We start from the raw sequence: 11,667 nt of genomic DNA, 5'->3' as shown, positions 1-11,667 counted from the left end.
GTGGCCAAGGAAAAATAATGCTCGCCTATATTATTCGCCGTGTTTTACAAATGATCCCGACTATATTCGGGGTGATGCTGCTGGTGTTTTTCTTATTCTCTGTGGTGGGGGGAGACCCAAGCCTGATTCTTGGGGGGAAACATTTAACCGAAGAAGTATTAAATAATATCCGCAGCCAGCTGGGATTGGATAAAAGCTTGCCAGAGCAATTTTTTATCTTTGTAAAGCAGGTGCTGACTTTGGATTTTGGCACGTCCTGGTCTACGCAGCAGCCCGTATCAACTATGATTGCCAGCCGGATTGGGCCATCACTTACCTTAACCGGATCCTTGCTGGTGGTGAGTTTATTGGTGTCTATTCCATTGGCGGCGATCGTGGCGTATTTCCGTGGTGGTTTAACGGATCGCGTGGTCACTATTGCGTGTACGGTAGCCATGTCGATCAGTGCCCTGGTGTATATCGTGGTAGGGCAGTATGTCTTGGCTTATGAATTAGCCTGGTTTCCAGTGCGGGGCTGGGGTGATTCTCTGTTTACCAATCTGTTGATTTATGTGCCCTTGCCATTATTAATGGGCTTGCTGGTTTCAATTGGCCCGGATATTCGTTTTTACCGCAGCTTCTTTATTGAAGAAATGAATAATGATTATGTGCGTACTGCGCGTGCTAAAGGCTTGTCCGAGCAAAAAATCATGCTCAAGCATGTATTGCGTAATGCCATGATCCCGGTAGTGACCACGGTAATGATGTCGTTGCCGTTTTTAATGATGGGCGCGCTGATTCTGGAAAGTTTCTTTGGTATTCCGGGTATGGGTAATGAAGTATTACTGGCTGTGAATAAAAGTGACTTTCCCGTTATTAAAGCAGTAACCATTTATATTGCAATTGCCACGATGATTTTTAATTTGTTGGCCGATCTGGTTTACAAATTGATCGATCCACGCGTTCAGCTTAAATAAACCCGGAGTATGGAAATGAATGCAATTGTTGAAGCAATGCCGGGTCTGCAGACAGAAACGGCTTCCAAAAGTTTGTGGGCATTAGGCTGGCAGCGGCTTAAGCGGAATAAAGTGGGTTTTATTGCGCTGTGGGTGGTGGTGGCTTATTTACTGATTGCCGTGGGTGGCTGGGTCAATGTGGTGGCCAGCCATTGGGCCGATGAAGTGGCCGTGCCTTACGCGCCACCTTCATGGATTACCAAGGGCAAAGACGAGCAATTGCCGCCTGGTAAACATGCAGCGGTAGAAGCAGGAAAAGAAATTCAAACCATGCTGCCATCAGAAGACCCGATTGGTGCAGAGCTGGCTGCAGCGCAAAAAAATGTGGCCAAGTATGCGGATAACAGCCCGCCTAAGCGTGAAACTTTGCCTTTTGGTGCGGATTTACGTGGCCGTGATGTGATCGAAAAAACCATCAAAGGGACATCAACTTCGATCTTTGTCGGTATTTTTGGTGCCATTCTGGCTTTATCAATTGGTACAGCGCTTGGCGCGGTGTCTGGATACTTTGGTGGCAAGGTTGATGACTTCTTAACCTGGTTTTACAGTATCTTTACTTCTGTGCCTGATATGCTTTTGCTGCTGTCGTTTGCTGCGGTTTCTGGCCGCGGTATCAGCACGATTATTACCGTGATGGCACTGACCAGCTGGACAGGTACTTATCGTTTAGTGCGCGCTGAGTATATGAAGCTGAAAAACCGTGAGTATGTACAAGCTGCCGATGCGATTGGTGCTTCTCATTCGCGCCGGATGTTTGTGCATATTCTGCCAAACATCAGCCATTTACTTTTGGTGCAGTTCTCTTTGATGACGGTTGCGCTGATTAAGTACGAAGCGATTTTGTCTTTCTTAGGTTTTGGTGTGGGTGTGCGTCAGGTAAGCCTTGGCTCAATGCTGGCTGAATCACCAGCTGAGCTGGTGCAGGGCTTCTGGTGGCAAATGCTGGCGGTAACGATTGCGATGTCGGTCCTGGTGACGGCGTTTAGCCTGTTGGTGGATGCATTGCGCGATGCGCTTGATCCAAAAGTGAAATAAGGAGCACGCGACATGACCCAAAATACTGAAACACTGTTGTCTGTACGCAATTTAGTGGTTAATTTCCGCCAGGAAGACGGCGAGCGCTTTAATGCGATCAAAGGCGTGAGTTTTGATATTCCCAAGCATCGCACCGTGGCCTTGGTGGGCGAATCGGGCTCGGGTAAATCGGTGACTTCGATGGCGATTATGCAATTGCTGCCACCTAACAACACCGAAGTCAGCAAAGACAGCCAGATTCTGTTTGAAGGCCGTAATTTGCTGGGTTTGAGCGGCAGTGAATTACGCAAAATGCGCGGTAAAGATATCGCCATGATTTTCCAGGAGCCGATGAGCTCTTTGAATCCGGTGTTTACCGTGGGCGATCAGGTGGCTGAAACCCTGATGCTGCACGCTGGTTTAGGCCGCCGTGATGCGGCAAAGCGCGCGGTAGAGCTGCTGACCGAAGTAGGCTTGCCTGATCCGGCAAAAAAAGCCAAAAACTATCCGCATGAATTGTCGGGCGGGCAGCAGCAGCGTGTCATGATCGCGATGGCGATTGCTTGCGAGCCTAAGCTTTTGATCGCAGACGAGCCGACCACGGCGCTGGATGTGACGATTCAAAAGCAAATTTTGCAACTGATTGCGGATCTGCAAAAAAAGCACGGCATGTCGGTGCTGTTTATTACCCATGATCTGGGTCTTGTGGGTGAGTTTGCCCATGATGTGGTGGTGATGCGTCACGGTGAAATCCGTGAAGCAGGAACGGTTGAGCAAATTTTTGATGCGCCTAAAGACAGCTATACCAAGGCGCTGCTGGCTTGCCGCCCGCACCTGGATCGCCGTCCGGAGCGCCTTGCCGTCATCGACGATTTTTTAAAGCCGGGTGGCTATGCAGAGCCAGCAAATCGTGAGCGCGGTTACAAGGCCGATGATGAGATTGTGCTGGAAGTGAAAGGCCTGGGTAAATCTTTTGAATCACGTGAAGGTCTGTTTGGTAAGCGTGTATTTCATGCTGCGAAAGAGGTGTCGTTTAAATTAGCGCGTGGCAAAACGCTGGGTATTGTGGGTGAATCGGGCTCGGGTAAAACCACGGTAGGTTTAACGCTTGTGCGCCTGCATCAGGCCACCAGTGGGCAGGCCTTTTTTAATGGCAAAGATTTATTTGCCATGAGCCCGCGTGAATTTAATGAATACAAACGCCGTATTCAGATTATTTTCCAGAACCCTTATGCGTCTTTAAATCCGCGATTTACGGTTGAGCAAATTCTGACCGAGCCAATGAAATTGCATGGCATTGGCGCAAATGACAGCGAGCGCATTAAGTTAGCGCGTGATTTGCTGAATAAAGTATGCCTGCCCTGGAATTCGCTGGCGAAATATCCGCATGAATTTTCGGGCGGCCAGCGCCAGCGGATTGCTATTGCACGCTGCCTTACCATGAAGCCGGAAATTCTGATTTGTGATGAATCGGTATCCGCTCTGGATGTGTCGGTGCAGGCGCAGGTATTGAATTTGCTGCAAGATTTGCAGGATGAATTCAAATTGTCTTACTTATTTATTTCTCATGATCTGGCTGTGGTTAAGCATATTTCAGATCAGGTGATGGTGATGAATAAGGGCGAAGTGGTTGAACAGGCGGATGCGGATGCTATTTATCTTAACCCTACTGCCGATTACACCCGCAGGCTGCTGTCATCCATCCCGCAAGGCCGTGGCCGTGTACAAAATCAGCAGTATTCAGAGAGCGCCCTGGTGACGTTGTAACTTGCCTCGCTCAGAATCAGCCGCTCAGATGAAAGTCTGAGCGGCTTTTTTTTGCATGATAAAACGTGCAGAGGGCGGTGCCTTGGCTCAATAGTGAGTACAGAAGGGTGATGTGGCAGATATGGTCTAAGTTGGATGTAGCGTAAGCGCTTTTTCTGGTGCCTGTGATGATGCGAATCTTCTTTTGTTGCTGCTTGATATTGATGCCGGTCTCCGCCCATGCACTTAAAATTGCGATGGTACTGTGGAGGGGGGAAACCGCCGCTGAGCAGGGCTTTCGTGATGAACTAAAAAAGCTGGGCTTCAAACCCGTGATTATCGTTTTTGATGCCAATCAGGACCGGACCAATTTAGCAACAATGTTGCGGACCAAATTAGAGCCTCATCTTGCGTCATACGATTATGTGTACAGCTTTGGCACAACAGCGACTTTAATGAGCAAAAGCTTTTTATCCGGGCGCAAGCCATTGATTTTTAATGTGGTTTCAGATCCGATTGGTGCAGGAATTATTTCTGTCGTAAAAGAAGAAAATAAAATGGTGGCGGGGGTGAGTAATATGGTTTTTCTGCCACTGCAAATCAGTAATGCCCGAAAGTACTTACCTAAAGGCAGCAAAATGTTGCTGCCGGTTAATCCCCGAGAGAGAAATACGCAATTAATTGGAGAGCAATTAAAGGCTGTGGCGGCCGATTATCAATGGACATTAGAAACATTGCGAATTAACCCAGATAAAGCCTTGCTTAAAACTGAATTGGCCCGTTTGCAACAAGCCGCTAAAGAGAGTGTGGTTTTTATTCCGGCAGACAGTTATTTAATTTCTGTCGCGCCGGAATTAATGCAGGCACTCAATGATGCGCGCATCGCAACCATTTGCAGTATTGAGGCTTTTATTCCTTATCATTGCAGCGTAGGAACAGTAGGGGATTACCGTGCTCAGGGTGTTTTGGCTGCACGGATTGTTTTAATGCATCAAAAGGGACAGGCATTCCAGGATATTCCTGTGCAATACGATTTGAATCCGCGGCTGATTGTGGGTGATACACAGGTGCCATAATGGCAGAAAGTGATTGCTGGCTTTATATATAAAACAATTGTTTTAATTTGATTGTCATACTGTTCGGCTATGTTGCACTCCTTACTCTTTTGGATGCGCAGCATGAATCGTCGTCAGTTTTTAAAGTGGACCGGCTTTGTTACTGTTTCAACTGTAGGTCCTGCGTTGCTCGCGGGTTGTAACAGCAGCGATGATGATGCTGCCTTGCCACTGACTATTCCTTGTAAATTCCCGCAAAGTATTGCTTCGGGCGATCCGGCAGCCAATAGCATTATGTTGTGGACCCGCGTTGTGCCCGCCGATGCGGATGATGTGGTTTCTGCCAGAGCTGCGGATATTGCGGTGCGCCTTGTGATCAGCAGCAGCGATCAGTCGGCGCTTCTGGGCAGCAATAAACCACTGGCAGGTACGATAGTGCATGAGGTTGCGCTGAGCGCAAAAGCCGATTGGGATCACACGATTCGCCACAAGGTTGAGGGTTTAAAACCTGCAACGACTTATTTCTACCAGTTTATTGCAGGCAGCAGCATCAGCCGTGTAGGGCGCTTTAAAACGGCTCCTGCGGTGGATGCTGATGTGAACAAGCTGCGCTTTGCTTATTTATCCTGCCAGGACTGGAGTATTAATCACTGGGCGGGCTTTACCTCTCTGGCAAGTGAAGAGCTGGATTTTGTAGTGCATTTGGGTGACTACATATACGAAACCGTGGGTGAGGATTTCCAAAAGGGCGCCGTAGAGGCCGCTCACGCCACAATCAAACTGCCTGATGGTCCGTTCAAAAATGGCAAAGATGGCGCACGTTTTGCCAATACCACCGCCGATTACCGCACCCTTTATAAGCAATACCGCTCAGATGTCCGCTTGCAGGCGGTGCACGAGCGCTTTGCCATGATTGCAATCTGGGATGATCACGAATTCTCTGATGATTGCTGGGGTGATTCCACCACTTACGATAATGGCAGCTTTGATGCTAAAACCGGCAAGGCTGACAATAAGCATGAAACCGAGCGCCGCCGTAGTGCCAATCAGGCATGGTTTGAATTTATGCCTGCCGATGTGAAGTTTGATATCACCGACAAAGGCTTCCAGAATATCCGCCTTTACCGTGATTTCCGCTTTGGTCAATTGCTGCATCTGGTGATGACCGATCAGCGCCTGTACCGCGCCGATCATGTGATTCCTGAAGCCGCTGCTGGCAGCTCGATTGGTTCGCGCTATATGGTGCCAACCGCTGTACTGGCAGGCGCTGAGGCGCAAAAAATAGCCGCAGCCAAGCCATCGGGAGATGAGCTGGCCCTGGTATCTATCCTCGGCAAAACCCAACGTGATTGGTGGCAAAACACCATGAAGGCGTCAACTGCCACCTGGAAGCTGTGGGGCAATGAAGTATCGCTGCTTAAAATGTGTGTAAACGGCAAATCACTCACGGCAGCGCCTAAAGATTTCCAGACAGAAATCATCCTGAACGCCGATCAGTGGGATGGCTACAACGCCGAGCGCAAAGCACTGATGCAGTTTTTAAGCAGTAATCAAATCAAAAACGTGGTGGCCATTACTGGCGATATTCATTCTTTCTATGCCGGGCAAGTGTATGACGATTACGCCAGCGGCAAGCCGGTGATGATCGATTTGGTTACCGCGGGCATCAGCAGCGATTCTTTCTACAGCTACTTTGTAAAAGCGGTCAGCGACAAGAGCTTTGCCGCGGTGCAGCCGCTCGTGTTTACTTCGGAAGCCGCAGCAGAAGGGATCGCCATTCAAATGATATCGGCAGGCGTGGCCATGCAAGCGGGGCTTACAGATTTAAGCAATACCGCTGCAATTGCCGCAGCAGTGAAGGGCGCAATTGCGGCGGGTAAATTGCCAGCGGCAGCGGTGACCCCTGCGGCAGGCCTGTCGGCTACGGCTGTGAATACCTTTAACGAAACGCTGGCCGGGAATATGGGTACGGTAATTGGCGGGCAAATTGCAGCCCTGGCCGCCGCAGGGCGCTCGGTGGCGGCGCAAACGCTGTACGGCATGATTGCCCAGCAATTGGCCAGCGCAATGGGTATCACCACGGCGCAAGTACCTGCCGCCGAAGTGGTGAAGCGCCTCAATCCATTTGCAAATCAAGCGGCGGGCACACCTCCTGCGGTAAATAATCCTTGGATTAAATACGCCGATACCGATGCACAGGGCTACACGGTGCTTGAGTTAACGGCTGATGGTTTGAAGGCGGAGTTTAGAAAAATCAGCCGCTTAGAAGGCAGCGTTGCCCCACAAAAAGCCGTAAGCAGTGTTAAAACGATTACGGTAAAAGCGGGGAGCCTGGATTTAACCTTTACGGATTAATAGCGACTTTTCCAGCATCGCATCATTCCTGAGCGGGCGAAGCTCTATGCGAGTAAAGCAATTTGTTTTTTTAGAAAATAGCGAAAAAACATAATAGGCACGCTCTTCGCATAGGGCTTTTTAAAGTCCCCTTGAAACACGCCGGAGCGAGGAACAAGCGGGGCGGGGTTTCGGCTAGGGAGCGAGGCAGCGAGCCAATCCCGCCTGCCGCCGACTCGATTGTCCGCAGTGCAGGGGCCTTCGTGTTTCGTGGGGCGGCCTTCTTTGGCTTCCTTTCTTGGCCGTTTAAGAAAGGAAGGCCCCCGCGGTGGCTACCGCTCCAAAATCAGCGTGCCGAAGGCACTATTTTTTTGATTTTGGAGAGTGCGCATGGGGTGAAGCCCTCCGAACCTTAGGTATGAAAAGCGACATTTGGTATTTCATCCGAACAAGATGATTCAATGTATGAAAATAATTATCCTGGGTAATCACCTGCTTTGAAGCCATCTTCAATCAGTAATGCGTATTTTGAGCAGGGAAAAGGGGAGTATCATGCTCCCCTTTTGCTCTTGATGATTTGGCTGCTATGCAACGATTTACACTTGTTTTACTCACATTGCTGGCTTTAACCGCTTGCCAGCGCAGCGATCCTAATTCCCCAGTTTCCCTTAGAAAAGCCACTTTTAAAGAAATGCTTAAATCGCGCGAGGCGATTAATGCCATGCTGACAGGGGCGAAGCCTTATAAAGCCGATAGCGTGTTGCAAGAAGCAATTAAGCTGCAAGAAAAATCAACAAAACCTTGGGTTTATTTTGCTGAATTCGCAGTAAACAATCAGTCTGATGCTAAGCAAAAATCTGACTCTGCTGATTTTCATGCCGCAGCAGACAATATGCAGCAGCAGAGCAGTGCTTTAAAAGCGGCGGCGCAAGCCGGGCAGGAAGATCGTATTCGTGCGTCTTACAAGGCAGTAGAAGACGCCTGCATTCGCTGCCATCAGCAGTTCAGACCGGGCTAAGCAAAACACCCTGGCTTGGGCTAATGACGTTCACTTAAGGTGTTGATTTTGCTCCCCCCTTAGAAAAGGGGGGGCTCAAGCAAAACTGCCTAAGTAAACTGTACTACTGACTTGTGCTTGGTTTAAATGGTTTGTGTTGTTCCAGCTCGCTTTTCCAGTTGGCTACGGCTTCTCGTTCCCTGTTTAAATGCTGATCAATGGCATCGCTAAAGCCGGGATGGGCCAGCCAGTGGGCGGATTGGGTAGCGACGGGCACAAAGCCTCTTGCCAGTTTATGCGCGCCCTGTGCTCCGCCTTCAAAAGCATCCAATCCTTCTTCTAATGCAAACTCAATTCCCTGATAAAAACACAGTTCAAAATGCAGATTGGGCACATAGCCTGCAGGCCCCCAAGCCGCGCCCCAATATCGGCCGTACAGGCGATCCGGGCCGATGATATTGAGCGCTGCGGCAATGGGCTGGCCTCCCTGATAAGCCAGCACAAGCAGGCAGGATTGCGGCATGGCGCTGGCGATTTGCAAAAAAAACGCCAGGCTTAAATAGGGCGTGGAGCGGTGCTCCAGATAGGTATTGCTATAGCAGCGGTAGAAAAACACCCAATCGGCTTCGCTGATCCCGCTGCCGCGCTTGCGAATAATGCTCACCCCCGCGTCACTCACCTTACGCCGTTCCTGCCGTAATTTTTTGCGCTTATCCCGGGTGAGCGCGTCGCTAAAATCGGTGTAATCACGCCAATCACCACGCAGCCAGTGAAACTGCACATCATGACGGCCAAGCAGGCGGGCACTTTGTGCAATGGAAAGCTCAGCCTCCTGCGGGAATAAAAGATGAAACGATGAATCGCCTGATTCTTGTGCAATTGCTACGGCAGCGGCCAGTAAATGTTTTCGGGTGGCGTCAGTTTTAGCCAGTAATCTTGGCCCGGTAACCGGTGTAAAGGGAATCGCGCTGATTAACTTGGGATAGTAATCCAGGCCATGGCGCTGGTAAGCCTCTGCCCATGCCCAGTCAAACACATACTCACCGTAGGAATGCGTCTTTCTGTACAGCGGCATAGCGCCGGTTAACTGCTGATCCGCATTTCTGATCGCTATATGGCAGGGTGTCCAGCCGCTGTGCTCACTCACTGCGCCGGTATTTTCAAGCGCAGCAAGATAGGCGTGGCGTATAAAAGGCTGAGTGCCTGCCAGCGCATCCCAATCTGCGGCGGCAATGTCATCAATATGCGAGTGAAGGCTGATCATGCGTTTCCATTAGGCGGGTTGCGTGCCGGGTATGGTTGATGGCTAACTACCCCTTATACTGGAAGTTGGCTGCTTGTGTCTCTTGCTTGCAGCAGTTGTTTTTTGAATTTACCGGGCTGGTGTTTACCCAAGTGTGGCATGAATTAAATAATGTGGATTTCACCTATCCTGCAATATTGACTAATTCGATTGAACAAGCGTCATCGTCATATAAAACAATATGTATATTGCCGGCTGGTAGTGAAAGATTGCGTTTTTATTTTGCATTCCCAGGGTAAGCTAAGCGATCGGTTCAGAGGTGAAAATAATGCAAAAGAATTTAGCAGTCGGCCTGGTCGGCTTTGGTTATGCAGGGCAAACATTTCATGCGCCTTTGATTGCCGCCACGGCAGGTTTGGATTTACGTTTTGTGGCGTCAAGCCAGCCTCAGTCAGTGACAGACCGATACCCGAAAGCCGCTGTACTGCCCAATCCTATGGCGCTGATAAATGATCCTCTGGTTGATCTGGTGGTGCTGGCAACGCCCAATGCCAGCCATTACCCGCTGGCCTGCGAGGCATTAGATGCAGGTAAGCATGTGGTGGTGGATAAGCCGTTTACTTTAACGCTGGCGCAGGCTAAAGAGCTGGCGCTGCGGGCACAGGTATCTGGCAAAGTATTATCTGTTTTTCATAATCGCCGCTGGGATGCTGATTTCCTGGGCTTAAAAGCACTATTGGCCAGTGGCCGCCTTGGTGAGGTTGCGCAGTTTGAAAGCCAGTTTGATCGCTATCGTCCGCAAACCAGAGATCGCTGGCGCGAAAGTGCTGAGCCGGGCAGCGGTCTGTGGTTTGATTTGGGCCCGCATTTAATTGACCAGACTCTGCAGTTGTTTGGCTTGCCGCAGGCGGTATTTGCCGATTTGCAAATGCGCCGTGCTGGTGCTCAGGCTGTGGACGATTTTCATGTGTTGCTGCGTTATCCAACGATGCGGGTAAAGCTGTCTGCCAGCTGTTTAGTCAGCGGTGGCGCGCCGCGCTATGTATTGCATGGCAGTTTGGCAAGCTTCAGCAAGCAGGGCTTAGATGTACAAGAGTCTCAGCTGAAAGCAGGGCTGTTGCCGGATGCTGCAGGCTTTGGCCTGGATCCCGTGCCAGGTTTATTGCACCATAGCGTGAATGATCAAACCCAAAGTGAAGAGATTGTCATGCCGCTGGGGCAATATATGGCTTATTACGCCGGAGTGCGTGATGCGGCGCTGGGCGTTGGCAAAAATCCGGTCACGCCTTTTGAGGGGGTGATGATCATGCAGCTGCTGGAAGCGGCTCAACATAGCGCTGAAACGGGTGCATGGGTGGAAATGGAGAGCTTTAATGGGTAAATGGGCGCTGTGTTTTTTAGGCTTCATGATCAGCGGTATCAGCCTGGCCGAAGAAGTGGGGTCGGTGACAACGGCTTTTAAGCTGATAGGCCGTAATCACCGTGTGCAGGTCGATGCATTTGATGATCCTAAAGTAGCAGGGGTCACTTGCTATATATCACGGGCTAAAACGGGGGGAGTGAAGGGCTCTCTCGGTTTGGCGGAAGATAAAGCAGAGTTTTCGATTGCTTGTCGTCAGACGGCAAAATTAGTGTTTAAAAATCCCTTGGCGAAGCAAGAAGAGGTATTTTCTGAATCGGCTTCTATCTTTTTTAAATCGGTGCAGGTGGTACGTATGGTGGATGTGAAACGCAATACACTGATTTACCTGACCTACTCCGATAAATTAATCGATGGCAGCCCGCAAAATAGTGTGACGGCGGTGCCGGCAGGTGATGTGAAAATCCCTGTAAAGTAAAATTCAGTGCTTCACGATTTTTAAGCTTTGGAAATAAATCAATTTAAACGCGGCCTGGCCGCGTTTTTTTTTGATTTATTTTCGCAAAAAAACAGCATTTTAACAGGCTAAAACGAAAGAAATTAAAATGTAGTGCTTTCGATTTACTTTCATTGTGAAGGCATGGCTGATTGGGGCTGGTTTTTTGTTTTCTGCGTAGTATTGTTTCATTCTTACGATAAGCATTCATTTTTTCGGGATATATAGCCGAGTTTTTGTTGAATTGTTATGTATTAATACTACATATTCCCCTTTTTTATCACTATCGACTACCGCTTAAGTCGAAAATTTAGTGATTTTAAGTCGAAAATTAATGCGTTGACACACTTTGCTTTGTAGGAATAAATTCGAGTCACCTCCTTGTTGTCTTCAGGTTTTTTTACAAGCAGTGAATGAATTAAAGCAG

10 protein-coding genes are annotated in these 11,667 nt (G+C 49.3%); 9 read left to right on the top strand and 1 reads right to left on the bottom strand.

Going from position 1 to position 11,667, the window contains the following annotated elements; all coding sequences use genetic code 11:
* Positions 1–17: 17 nt before the first annotated feature.
* The 6 genes from HA050_RS09425 (at position 18) to HA050_RS09400 (ending at position 8,162) form a co-directional block, all read left to right on the top strand.
* Positions 18–956 (top strand): ABC transporter permease, encoded by a 939-nt coding sequence (locus tag HA050_RS09425; protein ID WP_099397183.1) that lies wholly within the window; start codon positions 18–20, stop codon positions 954–956.
* Positions 957–971: 15 nt separating this feature from the next.
* Positions 972–2,030, top strand: a complete 1,059-nt coding sequence (locus HA050_RS09420) for an ABC transporter permease (RefSeq protein ID WP_166825041.1) — start codon at positions 972–974, stop codon at positions 2,028–2,030.
* 12 nt (positions 2,031–2,042) lie between these two features.
* Positions 2,043–3,776: an ABC transporter ATP-binding protein gene (locus HA050_RS09415; protein ID WP_166825038.1), complete on the top strand. Its 1,734-nt coding sequence runs from the start codon at positions 2,043–2,045 to the stop codon at positions 3,774–3,776.
* A 203-nt stretch (positions 3,777–3,979) separates the two neighbouring features.
* Positions 3,980–4,831 carry an ABC transporter substrate-binding protein gene (locus HA050_RS09410; protein WP_205836376.1) on the top strand — a complete coding sequence of 284 codons (852 nt, stop codon included), beginning with the start codon at positions 3,980–3,982 and terminating at the stop codon, positions 4,829–4,831.
* A 102-nt stretch (positions 4,832–4,933) separates the two neighbouring features.
* Positions 4,934–7,165 (top strand): alkaline phosphatase D family protein, encoded by a 2,232-nt coding sequence (locus tag HA050_RS09405; RefSeq protein WP_205836375.1) that lies wholly within the window; start codon positions 4,934–4,936, stop codon positions 7,163–7,165.
* A 565-nt stretch (positions 7,166–7,730) separates the two neighbouring features.
* Positions 7,731–8,162, top strand: a complete 432-nt coding sequence (locus HA050_RS09400; protein ID WP_166825031.1) for a c-type cytochrome — start codon at positions 7,731–7,733, stop codon at positions 8,160–8,162.
* Between the two features lie 103 nt (positions 8,163–8,265).
* Here HA050_RS09400 and HA050_RS09395 read toward each other — a convergent pair whose 3' ends face one another.
* Positions 8,266–9,405 carry a GNAT family N-acetyltransferase gene (locus HA050_RS09395; RefSeq protein ID WP_166825028.1) on the bottom strand — a complete coding sequence of 380 codons (1,140 nt, stop codon included), beginning with the start codon at positions 9,403–9,405 and terminating at the stop codon, positions 8,266–8,268.
* 38 nt (positions 9,406–9,443) lie between these two features.
* On the opposite strand from HA050_RS09395, the gene HA050_RS09390 reads away from it, so the two are divergent.
* The 3 genes from HA050_RS09390 to HA050_RS09380 are packed head-to-tail and all read left to right on the top strand — an operon-like array spanning position 9,444 to position 11,222.
* Positions 9,444–9,683, top strand: a complete 240-nt coding sequence (locus tag HA050_RS09390; RefSeq protein WP_166825025.1) for a hypothetical protein — start codon at positions 9,444–9,446, stop codon at positions 9,681–9,683.
* A 29-nt stretch (positions 9,684–9,712) separates the two neighbouring features.
* Positions 9,713–10,765, top strand: a complete 1,053-nt coding sequence (locus tag HA050_RS09385) for an oxidoreductase (RefSeq protein ID WP_166825023.1) — start codon at positions 9,713–9,715, stop codon at positions 10,763–10,765.
* Positions 10,758–11,222, top strand: a complete 465-nt coding sequence (locus HA050_RS09380; RefSeq protein ID WP_166825021.1) for a CreA family protein — start codon at positions 10,758–10,760, stop codon at positions 11,220–11,222. Before HA050_RS09385 ends, HA050_RS09380 begins: the two co-directional genes overlap by 8 nt.
* Positions 11,223–11,667: the final 445 nt, after the last annotated feature.

Origin of the sequence: Iodobacter violaceini (assembly GCF_011601265.1) — a bacterium.
Lineage (GTDB): Bacteria > Pseudomonadota > Gammaproteobacteria > Burkholderiales > Chitinibacteraceae > Iodobacter > Iodobacter violaceini.
Note: the sequence above shows the minus strand (reverse complement) of the source record. Positions and strands in the feature narration are given on the sequence as shown.

Bases quoted from the DNA above. Each gene is read 5' to 3' on its own strand.
- HA050_RS09405 (WP_205836375.1), top strand. From the start codon at position 4,934: ATGAATCGTCGTCAGTTTTTAAAGTGGACCGGCTTTGTTACTGTTTCA.
- HA050_RS09390 (WP_166825025.1), top strand. From the start codon at position 9,444: ATGGCTAACTACCCCTTATACTGGAAGTTGGCTGCTTGTGTCTCTTGC.
- HA050_RS09400 (WP_166825031.1), top strand. From the start codon at position 7,731: ATGCAACGATTTACACTTGTTTTACTCACATTGCTGGCTTTAACCGCT.
- HA050_RS09410 (WP_205836376.1), top strand. From the start codon at position 3,980: ATGCCGGTCTCCGCCCATGCACTTAAAATTGCGATGGTACTGTGGAGG.
- HA050_RS09395 (WP_166825028.1), bottom strand. From the start codon at position 9,405: ATGATCAGCCTTCACTCGCATATTGATGACATTGCCGCCGCAGATTGG.
- HA050_RS09420 (WP_166825041.1), top strand. From the start codon at position 972: ATGAATGCAATTGTTGAAGCAATGCCGGGTCTGCAGACAGAAACGGCT.
- HA050_RS09385 (WP_166825023.1), top strand. From the start codon at position 9,713: ATGCAAAAGAATTTAGCAGTCGGCCTGGTCGGCTTTGGTTATGCAGGG.
- HA050_RS09415 (WP_166825038.1), top strand. From the start codon at position 2,043: ATGACCCAAAATACTGAAACACTGTTGTCTGTACGCAATTTAGTGGTT.
- HA050_RS09380 (WP_166825021.1), top strand. From the start codon at position 10,758: ATGGGTAAATGGGCGCTGTGTTTTTTAGGCTTCATGATCAGCGGTATC.
- HA050_RS09425 (WP_099397183.1), top strand. From the start codon at position 18: ATGCTCGCCTATATTATTCGCCGTGTTTTACAAATGATCCCGACTATA.